The sequence below is a fragment of the Streptomyces sp. YJ-C3 genome, from assembly GCF_053891275.1.
The window spans coordinates 1,097,940-1,113,755 of sequence record NZ_CM132685.1; the positions used below are offsets into that span (position 1 = coordinate 1,097,940).

Genomic DNA, 15,816 nt, shown 5'->3' on the forward strand with positions numbered 1-15,816 from the left:
GTCAGGGGCGGGGCGTCCCGGTGTCCTGGGGCACCGCGTCCGTGCCCCAGCTCGCCAGCAGGCGCAGCGCCTCCGCGGCCGGGGAGCCCGGCTCCGCGTGGTACACGCACAGATACTGCTCGTCGTCGTCCGGCAGGTGCAGCGTCTCGTACGACAGGGTCAGCTCGCCGACCAGCGGATGCCGCATCCGCTTCACGCCGTGGCCCTTCTCCTTCACGTCGTGGGTGGCCCACAGCCGCCTGAACTCCTCACTCTTGACGGAGAGTTCACCCACCAGCGCCGACAGGTCCGGGTCGTCCGGGTGCTGGCCCGCGTACAGCCGCAGATAGCTGACCATGTCCGACGCCTTGGAGTCCCAGTCGCGGAACAGGTCCCGGTAGCCCGGGTCGAGGAACGTGAGCCGCGCCCAGTTCCGCTCCGCCGGCGGCAGCGCGCCCCAGTCGCCGAACAGCGCCGCCGCCATCCGGTTCCACGCGAGGATCTCGGAGCGCGCCCCGGCCACGTACGCGGGCACGCCCTCCAACGAGTCGAGCAGCTGCCGCAGCCCCGGCCGCACCGTCTGCCGCCGGGGCGGCCGCGCCCTGCGGCGCTGCTGCTTCGGCTTGGCCAGCCGGGTCAGATGCGCCTGCTCGGCATCGCTCAGCCGCAGGGCGCGCGCGATGGCGTCCAGCACCTCCGCCGACACATTGCGCCCGTTGCCCTGCTCCAGACGGGTGTAGTACGCCACCGAGACCCCGGCCAGCTGCGCCAGCTCCTCGCGCCGCAGCCCCGGCACCCGCCGGTGCCGCCCCATCGAGGCGATCCCCACGTCCTCCGGCTTGAGCCGGGCCCGCCGGGTGCGCAGGAACTCGCTGAGCTCGGCCCGCTGGTCGAGGCTGTCGGGAGCGGGGTTGTGGTCCATGCACTCAAGTATTCCCGGTCGTACGCCCCTGAGCCTGACCCCGTCAGTAGTAGGACCACTGGACGTACGCAAAGCGGTGACCTGGGTGAACAGGCTCGTGTCCGGCACGCTGGACACCATGACCACGACTGTTGCCGCATACGCCGCGCCCAGCGCCAAGGCTCCGCTGGAGCGCACCACCATCGAGCGCCGCACGGTCGGCGAGCACGACGTACTGATCGACATCGAATTCGCCGGAATCTGCCACTCCGACATCCACCAGGCCCGTGAGGGCTGGGGCGAGGCCATCTTCCCGATGGTCCCCGGGCACGAGATCGCCGGTGTCGTCTCCGAGGTCGGCCCCGGCGTCACCAAGTTCAAGGTCGGCGACCGCGTCGGCGTCGGCTGCATGGTCGACTCCTGCCGCGCGTGCGAGCCCTGCCTGGCCGGGCAGGAGCAGCACTGCGTCCGCGGGAACGTCGGCACGTACAACGCCGTCGGCAAGGACGGCGAGCCCACCTACGGCGGCTACTCCCAGAAGGTCGTCGTCGACGAGGCCTTCACCGTCCGCATCCCCGACGGCCTCTCCCTCGACGTGGCCGCGCCGCTGCTCTGCGCCGGCATCACCACGTACTCCCCGCTGAAGCACTGGGGCGCCGGCCCCGGCAAGAAGGTCGCCGTGGTCGGTCTCGGCGGCCTCGGCCACATGGCCGTCAAGATCGCGCACGCCCTCGGCGCGGAGGTGACGGTCCTGTCCCAGTCGCTGCGCAAGAAGGACGACGGCCTGAAGCTGGGCGCCGACCACTACTACGCGACCAGCGACGAGCAGACCTTCAAGGACCTGGCGGGCACGTTCGACGTGATCCTCTCCACGGTCTCCGCGCCCCTCGACTTCGGCGCGTACCTGAGCCTGCTGAAGACGGGCGGCGCCCTGGTGAACGTCGGCGCCCCCGAGGAGCCCATCGCCCTCAATCTGTTCTCCCTCATCGGCGGGAACAAGACCCTCGCCGGTTCGATGATCGGCGGCATCGCCGAGACCCAGGAAATGCTCGACTTCTGCGCCGAGCACGGCCTGGGCGCCGAGATCGAACTGATCGAGGCGAGCCAGATCAACGAGGCGTACGAGCGGGTCCTCGCCTCCGACGTGCGCTACCGCTTCGTGATCGACGCGGCGACCATCTGAGCGCCTTACCCCGCGAGTAATCGACGCCCTCCCCGGGCTCCGACAGGATCGAACCCGTATCCACCGGAACCCGAGGAGGGCTCGCTCATGACCGCCTACGCCATCGCAGTGCTGCGTCCCACGCCCCCGGTGCACCCCGACGTCCTGGAGTACATCGAGCGGGTCCAGTCCACCTTCGAGCCCTACGGCGGCCGCTTCCTGTCGCACGGCAAGCAGGGCGAATGGCTGGAGGGACGCAGCCTCGGAGACCTGGTCATCGTCGAGTTCCCCGATCTCCCGCAGGCCCACGCCTGGTACGCGTCCCCCGCCTACCAGGAGATCCTCCCGCTGCGCACCGCCCACATCCCCGGCGAGCTGGTCTTCCTGGAGGGCGTGCCGGGCGACTACGACGCGGGGCGGACGGCGGGGGCGATGCGCGAGGCGTCGAGCCGTCCGGATGTGGCGCCTGCCGTGTGACAGCGCGCCCAGCGGTGCGCGTGCGCCGAGCTGGACGGATGGGCGAGCGGGGGGTTCCCGCGCCGTACCTGCAACGACCGGTACGGCAACGGCGCCAGCCGCAGATCGCGCTCGGGGTCCCACTGCACCCGGCGGGTGCCTGCTTCAGCTCCCGCTTCCAGGAGGCCTGATCGGTGTGCACGCCGCGCTCCCGCTTCCACACCGCCGGGAAACGGCCGGCAGGCCCGTGGCCGCCTCGGCCCCTCAGGACCCGGTGCCGGCCCGCGCCACCTGCGCCGCGCAATAGTCCCGCACCTTCACGTACCGCTTCGCCGGATCCCCGTAGTACGACCACGGGGTCGTGCCCGCGTAGCCGTCGGCGAGGCGGAACTGGGCCAGGGCCTCCTCGTAGCGGTTCTGCCAGTACAGGAAGCTGCCGAGCAGGTGGCGGGCCGGAGCGACGGCCGGGTCGTGGGGGTTCGCGGCGTGTGCCGCCGCCACGTCGGCGAGGGCCGCGTCCGTCGCCGCGACGATCTCCGGGCGCCGGTAGTACTCGCCGGGGTTGAGGTCGTCGTGCGCGATCTCGTACTCGAAGTAGGCGTCGAGGACGATCGTGGACAGGAGCTGACCGGGGGCGCCCTTCGCCGCGGCCGCCCTGCCGAACGCCTCCGCCTCCTCGTGCGAGCCCCGCCACTTCGCGCACCAGTACTGCAGCGCGGAACGGTGCGCGGCCAGGTGGTACGGGTCCCGCTTCTCGATCTCGGCCCAGATCGCGGCGAACGCCTCGTGCGGGTAGCCGAGGCCCATCGCCAGCGGCAGCTCCGCGACGAACGGGCACGGGTCGTCGCCGGCCGCGTCCTGCGCCGCGCCGAACGCCTCCTTCGCCTGCGCGAGCACCCGGTGGAAGCCGTCGAACTGCTCGCGCGTCGTGCTCCTCGCCTGCGCGCTGCCGCGGATCTCCCAGGCCAGATAGACCAGGGAACGGGCGTGGACCAGCGCCGCGCCCGGGTCCCGCGGCCGCGCCGCGCGCCACGCGGTCAGCCACGCGTCGTCCTTCACGGCCTCCTCGGCGAGCAGGACGGAGCGCCGGTCGCGCTCCTGCCAGTCCGTGCCCGCGCCCTCCAGGTACTGCGCGCCGGGCTCCCAGTTCCCCGCGCCGAGAGCCGACGTGACGTGCTCGGCCGCCGGGTCGGGGGCGGTCGCCCGCTCGCCGTCGACCTGTGCGACGGGCACCAGGCCGAGCCGGGCCCCCGCCTCGGCGATCTGGGCGTCGGAGAACCTGCCGACGTCCCGGTGGTGCCGGCGCCGGATCCCGACGGTACGGACGATGACGATCACGGCGACGACGACGGCCACGATCAGGGCGATGCGGTTCACTTGGTCCTGCTCTCCCGGAAGTTCTGAAGAAGGTGGGTGGCTGAGGGCTGTCCGGGGCTCACGCCGCCGGGGCGAGGAGCTGCCGCAGGACCGCCGTGTCCGGCACGTCCGCCACCGCCGCGTCCAGCGCCCGCGTCAGCCACTCCTGGTCGGCGCCGGACAGCCGCAGCGTCGCCGGGCCCGACCAGGACAGCTCGAAGTGCGCCGCGCCGCGCGCGATCAGGTCGACGGCCGTCAGGTCGGAGAGCAGGCGGCGCAGCCGGGGCCGGGCGAACTCGCGCGCCGCGCGGCCCGTCGCGGCCGCCGCCTCCTGCGACTTGGGCAGCCGGTCGGCGACCTGCCACATCTCGCCCGCGTCGATCGCCGAGAGGACCGACTCCAGCGAGCCGTCGCCGCCGGTCACCTCACGCACCGCCTGCCGCAACGGCTCCGCCGACCTGTCGACGTACGTGGTCATCGACTCGTGCACGAGCTGCGTCCAGTCCGCGCTGCGGCGCAGACCGAGCGCGGCGGGGGACAGGGCGGCCTGCTCCAGGGCCGCGAACATGGCCGCCGGATCGGCGAGGAGACCGAGCGCGGGGCCCGCCGCCCGCGACCGGCGCCCGTCGTCGGGGAGCTGCTCGATACGGGCCACGCGGTCGGCCATCGGCGGGTGCGTGTCGTAGGCGGAGCCCTCCTCCTGCGGCAACTCGGCGCGCATCTCGTCGAGTTCACCCGAGCGGGCGGCCAGCAGATGACGCAGACCGCCGAACACCTCGCCCTGCGGCGGCAGCAGCCCCGCGCCGGTGCCGAGCGTCGCGTACGAGTCGAAGTAGAAGTCGAACGCGGCGCTCAGGGCCGGGATCTCGCGCAGCGCCGACGCCGTCGCGTCCCGGCCCGCGATCCGGGCGGCCGTGAGGTCGGCGGCGTACTCCTGGCGGCGCATGGTGCCCCGCATGGCCCGCACGTAGAACGTCCCGTACCAGATGAAGGGCTTGGCGGCGATGCGGTAAGTGACGCCCGCGTAGCCGGTGTCGACCTCGCGTGCCGCCTTGCCCTTCGCGACCCGCCGGGCCTCCTTCGCCTCCGCCTTCTCGCGCTCCTGGGACCGCTTGGCGGCGGAGCGCTCCAGGAGCGTGGAGACGGTGCGGGAGATCTGCTCGAAGCCGCGCCGGTTGATCGCGCCGAGCCGGGTGTCGGCGTTGGAGTAGTGGCCGAACTCGTGGGCCAGCACACCGATCAGCTGCGCCTCGTCGAGGCCGCTGAGCAGCGGGGCGCCGATCCGCAGCACGCGGCGCCCGGAGCGCAGGCCCAGCAGGCGCGACTCCTCGTGGACGGCGGCGTTCACCTCGGGCACCAGATAGATCTCGTCCGGGGCCCGGGTGCCGGCCCGCTCGGCGAGATCGCGCACCACGGCCCACAGCCGGGGCTCCTGCCGCTCGTCGACGTGCAGACCGTCGGCCGGCGGCTCGAACTTCGGGCTGCGCACGGCGAACATGCCCTGCACGACCGGGATCGCGACGACGACGCTGAGGAAGACCAGTTTGAGGGCGCCGCCGCCGTGACCACCGGAGATGATCGACCAGTCGAGCGCGCCGAGCAGACCGAGCAGCACGAAGCCGACCAGATAGAAACCGAGCAGCAGAACGAGAGCGCGCACGGCGCGCAGAGTGGAGCCCATCGGGCAATTCCCCCCACGGGAACAAAAAAATGCAGGTGAACATACATGTGGGGGGAACGGGAGTATGGCACAGCCGCCGGGGCACCGGCGACCGGACTTCCCTCAGTGCCGCAGCGTGGCCGGGCTCCCGCCGTTCGCCTCGTAGCCGGCCACCGCGAGCGCGCGGTACACGGCGTACGAAGACGCCGGGTCCTCCTCCGCGGTCCAGGGGATGGCGCCCACGTGCCCGTCCACGCGCACCAGTTGCTGCATGGCCTCGGACCACCGCTCGCCGCGCACGAGGAAGAACACCAGCAAGTGGCGTACGTGGGCGAGCATCGGGTCGTCGGGCCGGGCGGCGTTCACCGCGAACAGGGCGCCGTGCAGCGCCTTGGTCACGACCTCGCTCTCGTAGAAGCCGCGCACGAAGTTCACGTCGGGCAGGTGCTCGTACAGCGCGAAGAGGGGCAGCGCGGCCAGCAGCGAGCCGCGCGGGGCACGCGCCGCGGCGGCCTCGGCGAACGCGAAGGCCTGCTCGCGCGAACCGTGCCACTTCTCGGTCCAGTAGCGCAGACCGGCCAGATGGGCCCCCATGTGCCCGGGCGCCGTGTCCAGGATCTTCAGCCACAGCTGCTCGAACTCGGACTGCGAGTACCCGAGTCCGCGCGCGATCGCCAGCTGCGTGATGTGCGGGACCGGGTCGCCCGGCGCGAGCAGCGCGGCCTGCTCACAGGCGCCCCGCGCCTCCTCCAGGATGATCCGCTGCTCGTCCGGCGTGCCACCGCCCCGCCAGGCCTGCTGCACCAGGAACTCGGCGAAGACCTGCGCCCCGCCCGCGTCCTTGGGCTGCTGCGCCCGCCACGCGTGCAGCCACCCGGCGCCGACGCGCGGCGTCTGCTGCAGCTCCAGCGCGGCGGCCCCGGCGATCGCCTGCACCCGCTCCCAGCGGGCCTCGGTCTCCTTGCCGGTCCCGGCGAGCAGTTGCGAAGCCGCCGTGAAATCCTGGTTGCGCTGCACGACGGCCATCACGTCGAGCAGATCCTGGTCGGGGCCCGGCAGCCGGACGTCGAGGTCCTCCTGCCGTACGAAGCCGTAGTCGGCCGGATCGGCGGCGTCCGGCGACCCCGGGGCGACCTGACGGATACCGCCGCGCCGCCGCAGCATCACCACCCAGGCGATCATCAGCACGGCCATCAGGACCCAGAGAATTCCCATACCTCCAAAGCTAACCGAGGCGGAGCCGGCGCCGAGGAGCACTACTCTCGGGGCACATGAGCGACACGCACAGCCACAGCGGAGCCCCCCGAGGCTTCGAGACGACCGCCATCCACGCCGGGAACACGGCCGACCCCGTCACCGGCGCCGTCGTCCCGCCGATCTACCAGGTCTCCACGTACAAGCAGGACGGCGTCGGCGGCCTGCGCGGCGGCTACGAGTACAGCCGCAGCGCCAACCCGACGCGGACCGCCCTGGAGGAGAACCTCGCCGCGCTGGAGGGCGGCCGGCGCGGCCTCGCCTTCGCCTCCGGCCTGGCCGCCGAGGACTGCCTGCTGCGGACCCTGCTGAGCCCGGGCGACCACGTGGTCATCCCGAACGACGCCTACGGCGGCACGTTCCGGCTGTTCGCCAAGGTCGTCTCGCGCTGGGGCGTGGAATGGTCGGTCGCCGACACCAGCGACGTCGCCTCGGTGCGCGCCGCCCTCACCCCGAAGACCAAGGCGGTCTGGGTCGAGACGCCCTCGAACCCGCTGCTCGGCATCACGGACATCGCCGCCGTCGCCCAGGTGGCCCGCGAGGCCGGCGCCCGGCTCGTCGTCGACAACACCTTCGCCAGCCCCTACCTCCAGCAGCCGCTCGCGCTCGGCGCGGACGTCGTCGTCCACTCGATGACGAAGTACATGGGCGGTCACTCGGACGTGGTCGGCGGCGCCCTCGTCGTCAACGACCAGGCCCTGGCCGACGACTTGGCGTACCACCAGAACGCGATGGGCGCGGTGGCCGGGCCGTTCGACTCCTGGCTCGTGCTGCGCGGCATCAAGACGCTGCCCGTGCGCATGGACCGGCACAGCGAGAACGCGGGCCGGGTCGCCGAGATGCTCACCCGCCACCCGCGCGTCACCAAGGTCCTCTACCCGGGGCTGCCCGAGCACCCGGGCCACGAGATCGCCGCCAAGCAGATGAGGGCGTTCGGCGGCATGGTGTCGTTCCAGGTCGAGGGCGGCGAGGAGGCGGCCGTCGAGGTCTGCAACCGTGCGCAGCTCTTCACGCTCGGCGAGTCCCTCGGCGGCGTCGAGTCGCTGATCGAGCACCCGGGCCGCATGACGCACGCGTCCGTCGCGGGCTCGGCCCTCGAAGTGCCCGCCGACCTCGTCCGCCTCTCCGTGGGCATCGAGTCGGCCGACGACCTGCTGGCCGATCTCCAGCAGGCGCTCGGCACGAAGTAGCGGTCAGCGGACCGTCACCAGCCGGTCAGCGGTGGAGTCGTCTCGGAGGGCGGCTCCACCCACGGGCGCGCCAGTGTCGCCCACACCAGGAACGCCACCACCGCGGTGCACAGCACGCACCACGCCAGCCGCCGGGCGATCCGCCGGCGCCGCAGCACCCGGCCGCCCCTGCGCATCGCCTCCGCGCACAGCTCGCCCGGCACCACCGGGGGCGGCGCGGCATCGAGCACCGCGCGCACCGTCGCCTCCTTGCGCTCCTGAAGGCTCATACCGGAGCCGTCCCGTGCAGGGCGGTGGGCGCGGGGTCGCGCGGCGGGTGCAGGACGAGGGCCATCGCGCGGTGGTGCAGGGCCCGTACGCGCTCCGCGGGCAGCCCGAGCAGCGCCGCCACCTGTTCCTCGCCGATGCCCTCGAACAGCCGCAGCACGAGGACCAGACGCTCCTGGGGCGTCAGATGCCCCAGTACGCCGCCGTGTCCACGGTGCCGGCGCCAGGTCCCGCGCGCGAAGCGGACGCCTAGTTCCTTGCGGGCGCAGTCGTAGGGATCCTCACCCCGAAGACGGTCCCAGGAGGCATACGTACGCGTGAGGGCGGCCGTGAGCAGCTTCCGCGCGCGCGGGTTGTCGTCGTGCGGTTCGGCGGTGAGCAGCGTGGCGGCATGCAGCAGCCGCCCTGCCGCGCCCGCGACGAACGCCTCGAACTCCCGGGCCCGGCGGGCGTTCCTGGACGCCTGCCGTTCGCGCACGCTTCATATGAGGCCCGCCGCGGCCCCCTGGTCAAGAGGCGGGAGCCGCGGCGGTGCGCAGGAGGGCCAGGAGCCTCAGGAGTCGGCAGCGGGCGCCGGCTGGCCCGACTGGCGTGCGGACAGGGCGGTGTTGAAGCGCGTCAGGAGCGCGCAGAACTGCTCGCGCTCCTCCGGGGCCCAGTCCTGCGTCAACTGGGCCATCAGCTCTCGCCTCGACGAGCGGACCTCGTCGAGGCGGGACAGACCGCGCGGCGACAGCTGGAGCACCACGGCGCGGCCGTCCTCCGGATGGGAGGTGCGCTTGACGAGGCCCGTGTCGACGAGCGGGGCGACCTGACGGGTCACCGTCGAGGAATCGATCCCCATGCTCGACGCGAGCGCCTTGACGCCCATCGGTCCCTCTTTGTCGAGGCGGTTGAGCAGCAGGTACGCGGCTCGGTCCATCGAGTTGCGCACCTGCCCGACCCCGCCGAGCCGGGTCTGTTCGGCGCGACGGGCGAAGACCGCCACCTCGTGCTGCAGCGTTTCGAGGAGGCCGGTGTCGCCGGCGGTCGTCATGTCCATCGTTTCCTGTGGTGTGGGCATGGCCGGGGGCTCACTTCATGCGTGGGTGGTGGATTGCACTGGATTGGGGCACAGGGTACGCGGCGAAAGCGCTGGCCGTACCTGCGCTGCGCAATCCGGTCTCGGAGCGTGAACATCCCGAGAGACGTACGCCGTGAGCTGCGAGACTTCGGTCATGAGCTACAGCGCCTCTGACTCCTTGCCGCACTCTCTGCCCGCCGTCACTCTCGACGACGTGCGCGGCGCTCAGAAGATGCTCTCCGGGGTGGCGCGGGTGACGGCCATGGCGCACAGCCACCACCTCTCCCAGCTGCTCGGCACCCCCGTCCACCTCAAGTGCGAGAACCTCCAGCGGACCGGATCATTCAAGCTGCGGGGCGCCTACGTGCGCATCGCGGGGCTGCTGCCGGAGGAGCGCGCCGCCGGGGTCGTCGCCGCGAGCGCGGGCAACCACGCGCAGGGCGTGGCCCTCGCCTCCTCGCTCCTGGGCGTGCGCTCCACGGTGTTCATGCCGGTCGGCGCGCCCCTGCCGAAGGTCGCCGCGACCCGTGACTACGGCGCCGAGGTGCGGCTGCACGGACAGGTGGTGGACGAGACGCTGGCGGCGGCGCAGGAGTACGCGCGCGAGACCGGCGCCGTCTTCATCCACCCCTTCGACCACCCGGACGTCGTCGCGGGCCAGGGCACGCTCGGCCTGGAGATCCTGGAGCAGTGCCCGGAGGTGCGCACGATCGTCGTGGGCATCGGCGGCGGCGGTCTCGCGGCGGGCATCGCCGTCGCGGTGAAGGCGGTGCGGCCCGACGTGCGGGTGATCGGCGTCCAGGCGGAGGGCGCGGCCGCGTACCCGCCCTCGCTGGCGGCCGGGCACCCCGTCCCGGTCGCGCACCCGGCGACCATGGCCGACGGCATCAAGGTGGGGCGGCCCGGCGACATCCCCTTCGAGCTCGTGCGGAACCTGGTCGACGAGGTCCGCACGGTGTCGGAGGACGCCCTGTCCAGCGCCCTGCTGCTCTGTCTGGAGCGGGCCAAGCTGGTCGTCGAACCGGCCGGCGCGAGCCCCGTGGCGGCGCTGCTCAGCGAACCCGGGGCGTTCGAGGGGCCGGTGGTCGCGCTGCTCTCCGGCGGCAATGTCGACCCGCTCCTGATGCAGCGCATCCTCACCCACGGCATGGCCGCGGCGGGCCGCTACCTCTCGCTGGGCCTGCGGCTCACGGACCGCCCCGGCGCTCTGGCCACGCTCCTCGGGGTGTTGTCAGTGGCGGATGCCAATGTTCTCGACGTGAGCCACGTCCGCACCGATCCGCGTCTCGGGCTCACGGAGGCGGAGGTGGAGCTGCACCTGGAGACCAAGGGACCCGCGCACTGCGCCGAGGTCGAGGCAGCCCTGCGGTCGGCGGGCTACACGGTCATCGACTGACCTCCGCGCGGCGATCCGCCGGGTCTCGGGAAAATCCCTTGAGGAGACGCGATACATCGCGATACTGTGTGCGCCGCATCACTCTTCACCGGGCATTCACAAGCGGGCAAATCTAGAATTTCTCCACGCAAGGTCCGCAAGGCCACACAGCACGCATTGAGTACGGCACGCATCGAGCACAGCACGCATTGAGCTGAATCACCCACACACTGGGGGAACCACATGCCAGGCGCCATCTACGCCGAAGGTCTGGTCAAGACCTTCGGCGATGTAAGGGCCCTGGACGGCGTCGATCTGGATGTACCAGAAGGCACCGTCCTCGGGCTGCTCGGGCCCAACGGAGCGGGCAAGACCACGGCCGTGCGCTGCCTGACGACCCTGCTCACGCCGGACAGCGGCAAAGCGGTCGTCGCGGGCATCGACGTCCTGAAGCATCCGAACGAGGTACGGCGCTCGATCGGCCTGTCCGGCCAGTTCGCCGCGGTCGACGAGTACCTGACGGGCCGCGAGAACCTGCAGATGGTCGGCCAGCTCTACCAGATGAAGGCCAAGCAGGCGAAGGCCCGGGCGGGCGAGTTGCTGGAGCGGTTCAACCTCGCGGACGCCGCCGACCGCCCCTCCAAGACGTACTCCGGCGGCATGCGCCGCCGCCTCGACCTCGCGGCCGCGCTCGTCGTCTCCCCGCCCGTCATGTTCATGGACGAGCCGACCACCGGCCTCGACCCGCGCAACCGGCAGCAACTGTGGGAGGTCATCCAGGAGCTGGTCGCCGGCGGTACGACGCTGCTGCTGACCACGCAGTACCTGGAGGAGGCCGACCACCTGGCGCACGACATCTGCGTCGTCGACCACGGCCGCGTCATCGCCCGCGGCACCTCCGACCAGCTCAAGGCGCAGACCGGCGGCGAGCGCGTCGAGGTCGTCGTGCACGAGCGCGAGCACATCGACACCGCCCGCCAGGTCCTGGCCGGCTTCGGCAAGGGCGAGGCCACCGTCGACCAGCACACCCGCAAGCTCACCGTCCCGGTCACCGGCGGCGCGAAGCTCCTCGCGGAGGTGATCCGGGAGCTGGACGCCCGGGGCATCGAGATCGACGACATCGGGCTGCGCCGCCCGACCCTGGACGACGTGTTCATCTCGCTGACCGGCCACCTGGCGGAGGAGTCGCAGGACGCGGAGCAGGACGAGGAGGCACGTAAATGAGCGCCGTCACCGACACCGCGCGCACACCGCGCGCGGCGGGCGGCATCGGCCGGTCCGTCCGGGACTCGCTGGTGGTCGCCAAGCGCAATCTGATCCGGATGACGCGGATCCCCGAGATGATCCTCTTCGGGATCATCCAGCCGGTGATGTTCGTGGTGCTGTTCACGTACGTCTTCGGCGGCTCCATGAGCGTCGGGGGATCCACCGACCCGGACGTCTACAAGAACTTCCTGATGGCCGGCATCTTCGCCCAGACCGTCACCTTCGCCACGGCGGGATCCGCCGCGGGGATCGCCGACGACATGCAGAAGGGGCTCGTCGACCGCTTCCGCTCGCTCCCCATGGCCCGCGGCGCGGTCCTCACCGGCCGCACGGTCGCCGACCTCGTGCAGACCTCCATCACCCTGCTCGTCCTCGCGATCGTGGCGCTGCTCGTGGGCTGGCGCACCGGCTCGGACGAGCCGACGAACGCCGGAAGGGTGCTGGGCGGCTTCGCCCTGCTGCTCCTCCTCGGCTACGCGTTCACCTGGATCGGCGCGCTGATCGGCCTGTCCGTCCGGACCCCGGAGGCGGCGACCTCGGGAGGGATCATCTGGCTGTTCCCGGTGACGTTCATCTCGAACGCGTTCGTGGACACCAGCATGATGACGCCCTGGCTGCGGCACGTCGCCGACTGGAACCCCTTCAGCGCCACCGTGCAGGCGTGCCGGGTGCTCTTCGGCAACCCCGGGGTCTCGCCGTCCTCGGCCTGGCCCATGCAGCACCCGGTGTGGGCGTCGCTGATCTGGTCCGTCGTGATCATCGTGGTCTTCCGCACCCTCGCGGTCCGCAAGTACCGCAACGCGACGGCCTGACCGGCCCCCGGCCACCGCACGACGAGGCCCCCGGAGCAGCCGCTCCGGGGGCCTCGTCGCATGGCACAGGCGGCGTCAGCCGTTGTACGGCTCCGCCGTGAGGACCTTCACCGAGGCGAACTTGCCGTTCGGCAGCTCGTACTCGGCGTCCTCACCGACCTTCTTGCCGTTCACGCCGGTGCCCAGGGGCGACTGCGGCGAGTACGTCTCGATATCGGCGCTCGCGTACTCGCGGGAGGCGAGCAGGAAGCTCAAGGTGTCGCTCTCGTCACCGTCGAAAGCGATCGTGACGACCATGCCGGGCGCGACGACACCGGTGGCGGCCGGGGCCTCGCCGACCTTCGCCTTCTCCAGGAGCTGGGTCAGCTGGCGGATGCGGAGCTCCTGCTTGCCCTGCTCCTCCTTGGCCGCGTGGTACCCGCCGTTCTCGCGCAGGTCCCCCTCCTCGCGCGCAGCCGCAATCTTCTGCGTGACTTCCTCGCGCGCGGGACCAGACAGGTACGCCAGCTCGTCCTTGAGCTTGGTGTACGCCTCCTGCGTCAGCCAGGTGACGTCTTCGCTGGTCTGGGTCACAGGTCGCTCCTCGTAGGTACTGGGAATACAAAGCATCGCCCTACCCAGAAGGATGTTCCCTTACGGGTGGGCGAAACCACGAGCCTAACAATTCAGCGGTCGAAGGGGGAGGACATAAGGCATCAGTTTTACGTCAACGCAGGTCAGCGACGATCAGCCGCAACAGAAGTGACACACGTCAGTCGGCGTGGCAGCCGATCAGCTCCGCCGTCGTTCCCTTGCCCGTCGTACGCAGCGTGACGACCTTGTCGATCCGGTCCGTGCGCTGGTCGAAGCGGAAGTCGGCGCGGCCCACCTCGGCCTGGTCCGCGTCCTGCGAGCGGATCGTGCAGTAGCCGCTCGCGCCGGTGTCCTTGCGGATCTCCAGATGCACCTGGACATGGTCGTCGTACGGCTGGAAGGCGATGACCTCGCCGCTGAACGTGTTGCCGACGACGTAGTACCAGCCGAACCAGCCCACCAGCGCGGCGAAGAGCGTGCCCAGCACGATCGCGGCGATCCGGAGCTTCCGGTCGGCGCGGGCGTCGGCCGCGCGCGAGGATCCGTAGCGGCCCTCGGGCAGCTGCTGCACGGCGCTCATCGGCCAGTTCCTCTCGCCTCGCCCGTCAACATACGGGCGCCGGAATTTTCCGCCCCCCGGTTCGGTCACTATAGAAGCGCCCATTGCGCCGAATCACACCAGGGCGCCTTAATTCACCGAGGATCTTGTCTTGACTGAGCAGCTGCGACTGATGGCCGTTCATGCCCACCCCGACGACGAGTCGTCGAAGGGCGCGGCCACCATGGCCAAGTACGTGTCCGAGGGGGTGGACGTGCATGTCGTCACCTGCACGGGAGGCGAGCGCGGCTCCATCCTCAACCCGAAGCTCCAGGGGGACAAGTACATCGAGGAGCACATCCACGAGGTGCGCCGCAAGGAGATGGAGGAGGCCCGCGAGATCCTCGGCGTCAAGCAGGACTGGCTGGGCTTCGTCGACTCCGGCCTGCCCGAGGGCGACCCGCTGCCGCCGCTGCCCGAGGGCTGCTTCGCCCTGGAGGACGTCGACTACGCGGCTGGCCGGCTGGTGCGCCAGATCCGCTCCTTCCGTCCCCAGGTCATCACGACCTACGACGAGAACGGCGGCTACCCGCACCCCGACCACATCATGACCCACAAGATCTCGATGGTGGCCTTCGACGGAGCGGCCGACGCCGAGAAGTACCCGGAGGCCGAGTTCGGGCCGGTCTTCCAGCCGAGCAAGCTCTACTACAACCAGGGCTTCAACCGGCCGCGCACCGAGGCGCTGCACCACGCCATGATCGAGCGGGGCCTGGAATCGCCGTACGCGGACTGGCTCAAGCGCTGGGACGAGTTCGAGCGGGTCGAGCGCACGCTGACCACGCACGTCCCGTGCGCCGACTTCTATGAGATCCGTGACAAGGCGCTGATCGCGCACGCCACGCAGATCGACCCCGACGGCGGCTGGTTCCGCGTCCCGATGGAGATCCAGAAGGCCGTCTGGCCCACCGAGGAGTACGAGCTCGCGAAGTCGCTCGTCGATACCTCCCTCCCCGAGGACGACCTCTTCGCGGGCGTCCGTCACAATGCCTGATGTGACATCGAATCTGGCAATGACCCATCTCGTCCCCCTCGCCGCGCAAGAGGTCGACGAGAACAAGGTGACTCCGGGCGTGCTCGGCTTCATCGTCTTCGCGGTGATGGCTCTCGCCGTCTGGGGCCTGATGAAGTCGATGAACCGGCACATGGGCAAGGTCGACTTCAAGGAGAAGGCACCGGCCGAGCCGGTCGGCGCCGACACCGGCAAGCCGGCCGAGCGCTCCTAGCCTCCCGGGGCGACCTCCCGGGCGTGCCCGCGATGAGTTTCGCGGGCGCGCCGGGTCGTACAGGTATGAGCCCTGTACTGATGCACGCGGTCGTCTCCGTCGACGGATACATCGCCGACGCCGAGGACGGCGTCGGCCCGCTGTTCGACTGGTACGGCAACGGCGACACGCCGCTCGGCGACGCCGGCCGTTTCCGGATCTCCAAAGCGTCCGCCGACTACACCCGGCCCCTGTGGGACAGCCTCGGCGTGACCGTCATGGGCCGGCACCTCTTCGACCTCACCGACGGGTGGGACGCGAAGCCGCCGGCCGGCGAGCACGTCGTCGTGGTCTCGCACCGGCCCCGGCCCGAGAGCTGGCACCCCGAGGCGTCCCACTACCACTTCGTCGACGACGTGACCGAGGGCATCGCCCGCGCCAAGGACCTCGCGGGCGACCGGAGCGTGGCCCTCACCGCCGGCGACGTCGGCGGCCAGGCCTTCGCGCTCGGCCTCGTCGACGTCGTGGCCATGGACGTCGCCCCGGTCTTCTTCGGCTCGGGCAAGTGCTTCTTCGGCTCCGCCGACGCCCAGCAGCTCCTCGAGGACCCGCACGTGGTGATCCAGGGCGACCGGGTACTGCACCTGCAGTACCGCACCCGCCGCCCCTAGAACCGGCCCGGCCCGGCCCGGCCCGGAT

General features: G+C 71.3%; 18 protein-coding genes. 9 read left to right on the top strand and 9 right to left on the bottom strand.

Annotation, left to right across the window (positions count from 1 at the left end; translation table 11 throughout):
• Position 1 precedes the first annotated feature (1 nt).
• Positions 2-901, bottom strand: a complete 900-nt coding sequence (locus tag ACVHNB_RS04855) for a helix-turn-helix domain-containing protein (protein ID WP_428952656.1) — start codon at positions 899-901, stop codon at positions 2-4.
• A 118-nt stretch (positions 902-1,019) separates the two neighbouring features.
• Here ACVHNB_RS04855 and ACVHNB_RS04860 point away from each other — a divergent pair, with 118 nt between their 5' ends.
• Positions 1,020-2,063 (top strand): NAD(P)-dependent alcohol dehydrogenase, encoded by a 1,044-nt coding sequence (locus ACVHNB_RS04860; protein WP_428952655.1) that lies wholly within the window; start codon positions 1,020-1,022, stop codon positions 2,061-2,063.
• 87 nt (positions 2,064-2,150) lie between these two features.
• Positions 2,151-2,519 carry a DUF1330 domain-containing protein gene (locus ACVHNB_RS04865; RefSeq protein ID WP_428952654.1) on the top strand — a complete coding sequence of 123 codons (369 nt, stop codon included), beginning with the start codon at positions 2,151-2,153 and terminating at the stop codon, positions 2,517-2,519.
• 243 nt (positions 2,520-2,762) lie between these two features.
• Here the strand turns inward: ACVHNB_RS04865 and ACVHNB_RS04870 are convergent, their stop codons facing one another.
• The 3 genes from ACVHNB_RS04870 to ACVHNB_RS04880 all read right to left on the bottom strand — a co-directional run bounded on the left by ACVHNB_RS04870 (position 2,763) and on the right by ACVHNB_RS04880 (position 6,729).
• The gene (locus ACVHNB_RS04870; protein ID WP_456227487.1) at positions 2,763-3,875 is read right to left on the bottom strand and encodes a hypothetical protein; all 1,113 of its coding nucleotides are present in this window, start codon (positions 3,873-3,875) and stop codon (positions 2,763-2,765) included.
• A 58-nt stretch (positions 3,876-3,933) separates the two neighbouring features.
• Positions 3,934-5,514: a M48 family metalloprotease gene (locus ACVHNB_RS04875; protein WP_456227488.1), complete on the bottom strand. Its 1,581-nt coding sequence runs from the start codon at positions 5,512-5,514 to the stop codon at positions 3,934-3,936.
• 123 nt (positions 5,515-5,637) lie between these two features.
• On the bottom strand, positions 5,638-6,729 hold the full coding sequence (locus tag ACVHNB_RS04880) for a hypothetical protein (protein ID WP_428952651.1): 1,092 nt from the start codon (positions 6,727-6,729) through the stop codon (positions 5,638-5,640).
• A gap of 56 nt (positions 6,730-6,785) precedes the next feature.
• On the opposite strand from ACVHNB_RS04880, the gene ACVHNB_RS04885 reads away from it, so the two are divergent.
• Complete coding sequence (locus ACVHNB_RS04885) at positions 6,786-7,958, top strand: cystathionine gamma-synthase (protein ID WP_456227489.1); 1,173 nt, start codon at positions 6,786-6,788, stop codon at positions 7,956-7,958.
• Positions 7,959-7,972: 14 nt separating this feature from the next.
• Here ACVHNB_RS04885 and ACVHNB_RS04890 read toward each other — a convergent pair whose 3' ends face one another.
• The 3 genes from ACVHNB_RS04890 to ACVHNB_RS04900 form a co-directional block, all read right to left on the bottom strand.
• Positions 7,973-8,227: a hypothetical protein gene (locus ACVHNB_RS04890; protein WP_428952649.1), complete on the bottom strand. Its 255-nt coding sequence runs from the start codon at positions 8,225-8,227 to the stop codon at positions 7,973-7,975.
• Positions 8,224-8,703 (bottom strand): sigma factor-like helix-turn-helix DNA-binding protein, encoded by a 480-nt coding sequence (locus tag ACVHNB_RS04895; RefSeq protein ID WP_428952648.1) that lies wholly within the window; start codon positions 8,701-8,703, stop codon positions 8,224-8,226. The genes ACVHNB_RS04890 and ACVHNB_RS04895 overlap by 4 nt, the downstream gene beginning before the upstream one ends.
• Before the next feature lie 75 nt (positions 8,704-8,778).
• Positions 8,779-9,267 carry a MarR family winged helix-turn-helix transcriptional regulator gene (locus tag ACVHNB_RS04900; protein WP_428957565.1) on the bottom strand — a complete coding sequence of 163 codons (489 nt, stop codon included), beginning with the start codon at positions 9,265-9,267 and terminating at the stop codon, positions 8,779-8,781.
• 175 nt (positions 9,268-9,442) lie between these two features.
• Between ACVHNB_RS04900 and ilvA the strand changes: the two genes are divergently transcribed.
• The 3 genes from ilvA to ACVHNB_RS04915 all read left to right on the top strand — a co-directional run bounded on the left by ilvA (position 9,443) and on the right by ACVHNB_RS04915 (position 12,741).
• A complete protein-coding gene (gene ilvA, locus ACVHNB_RS04905; RefSeq protein ID WP_456227490.1) occupies positions 9,443-10,684 on the top strand; it encodes a threonine ammonia-lyase in 1,242 nt (413 codons plus the stop codon).
• A 222-nt stretch (positions 10,685-10,906) separates the two neighbouring features.
• On the top strand, positions 10,907-11,887 hold the full coding sequence (locus ACVHNB_RS04910) for an ATP-binding cassette domain-containing protein (protein WP_428952646.1): 981 nt from the start codon (positions 10,907-10,909) through the stop codon (positions 11,885-11,887).
• The gene (locus tag ACVHNB_RS04915) at positions 11,884-12,741 is read left to right on the top strand and encodes an ABC transporter permease (protein WP_428952645.1); all 858 of its coding nucleotides are present in this window, start codon (positions 11,884-11,886) and stop codon (positions 12,739-12,741) included. The genes ACVHNB_RS04910 and ACVHNB_RS04915 overlap by 4 nt, the downstream gene beginning before the upstream one ends.
• Before the next feature lie 75 nt (positions 12,742-12,816).
• Here ACVHNB_RS04915 and greA read toward each other — a convergent pair whose 3' ends face one another.
• Positions 12,817-13,314 carry a transcription elongation factor GreA gene (gene greA / locus ACVHNB_RS04920; protein ID WP_428952644.1) on the bottom strand — a complete coding sequence of 166 codons (498 nt, stop codon included), beginning with the start codon at positions 13,312-13,314 and terminating at the stop codon, positions 12,817-12,819.
• A gap of 178 nt (positions 13,315-13,492) precedes the next feature.
• A complete protein-coding gene (locus ACVHNB_RS04925) occupies positions 13,493-13,894 on the bottom strand; it encodes a DUF4307 domain-containing protein (protein ID WP_456227491.1) in 402 nt (133 codons plus the stop codon).
• A gap of 130 nt (positions 13,895-14,024) precedes the next feature.
• Here ACVHNB_RS04925 and mca point away from each other — a divergent pair, with 130 nt between their 5' ends.
• The 3 genes from mca (at position 14,025) to ACVHNB_RS04940 (ending at position 15,788) form a co-directional block, all read left to right on the top strand.
• The gene (gene mca / locus ACVHNB_RS04930) at positions 14,025-14,906 is read left to right on the top strand and encodes a mycothiol conjugate amidase Mca (protein ID WP_428952642.1); all 882 of its coding nucleotides are present in this window, start codon (positions 14,025-14,027) and stop codon (positions 14,904-14,906) included.
• Between the two features lie 19 nt (positions 14,907-14,925).
• On the top strand, positions 14,926-15,138 hold the full coding sequence (locus ACVHNB_RS04935) for a hypothetical protein (protein ID WP_428952641.1): 213 nt from the start codon (positions 14,926-14,928) through the stop codon (positions 15,136-15,138).
• Positions 15,139-15,203: 65 nt separating this feature from the next.
• Positions 15,204-15,788 carry a dihydrofolate reductase family protein gene (locus ACVHNB_RS04940; protein WP_456227492.1) on the top strand — a complete coding sequence of 195 codons (585 nt, stop codon included), beginning with the start codon at positions 15,204-15,206 and terminating at the stop codon, positions 15,786-15,788.
• The last annotated feature ends 28 nt before the right edge of the window (positions 15,789-15,816 follow it).

What these genes read in the sequence shown, in the direction of transcription:
- ACVHNB_RS04855 (WP_428952656.1), bottom strand. Translation starts at nt 901, where the DNA reads ATGGACCACAACCCCGCTCCCGACAGCCTCGACCAGCGGGCCGAGCTC.
- ACVHNB_RS04860 (WP_428952655.1), top strand. Translation starts at nt 1,020, where the DNA reads ATGACCACGACTGTTGCCGCATACGCCGCGCCCAGCGCCAAGGCTCCG.
- ACVHNB_RS04865 (WP_428952654.1), top strand. Translation starts at nt 2,151, where the DNA reads ATGACCGCCTACGCCATCGCAGTGCTGCGTCCCACGCCCCCGGTGCAC.
- ACVHNB_RS04880 (WP_428952651.1), bottom strand. Translation starts at nt 6,729, where the DNA reads ATGGGAATTCTCTGGGTCCTGATGGCCGTGCTGATGATCGCCTGGGTG.
- ACVHNB_RS04885 (WP_456227489.1), top strand. Translation starts at nt 6,786, where the DNA reads ATGAGCGACACGCACAGCCACAGCGGAGCCCCCCGAGGCTTCGAGACG.
- ACVHNB_RS04890 (WP_428952649.1), bottom strand. Translation starts at nt 8,227, where the DNA reads ATGAGCCTTCAGGAGCGCAAGGAGGCGACGGTGCGCGCGGTGCTCGAT.
- ACVHNB_RS04900 (WP_428957565.1), bottom strand. Translation starts at nt 9,267, where the DNA reads ATGGACATGACGACCGCCGGCGACACCGGCCTCCTCGAAACGCTGCAG.
- ilvA (WP_456227490.1), top strand. Translation starts at nt 9,443, where the DNA reads ATGAGCTACAGCGCCTCTGACTCCTTGCCGCACTCTCTGCCCGCCGTC.
- ACVHNB_RS04910 (WP_428952646.1), top strand. Translation starts at nt 10,907, where the DNA reads ATGCCAGGCGCCATCTACGCCGAAGGTCTGGTCAAGACCTTCGGCGAT.
- ACVHNB_RS04915 (WP_428952645.1), top strand. Translation starts at nt 11,884, where the DNA reads ATGAGCGCCGTCACCGACACCGCGCGCACACCGCGCGCGGCGGGCGGC.
- ACVHNB_RS04925 (WP_456227491.1), bottom strand. Translation starts at nt 13,894, where the DNA reads ATGAGCGCCGTGCAGCAGCTGCCCGAGGGCCGCTACGGATCCTCGCGC.
- ACVHNB_RS04935 (WP_428952641.1), top strand. Translation starts at nt 14,926, where the DNA reads ATGACCCATCTCGTCCCCCTCGCCGCGCAAGAGGTCGACGAGAACAAG.
- ACVHNB_RS04940 (WP_456227492.1), top strand. Translation starts at nt 15,204, where the DNA reads ATGAGCCCTGTACTGATGCACGCGGTCGTCTCCGTCGACGGATACATC.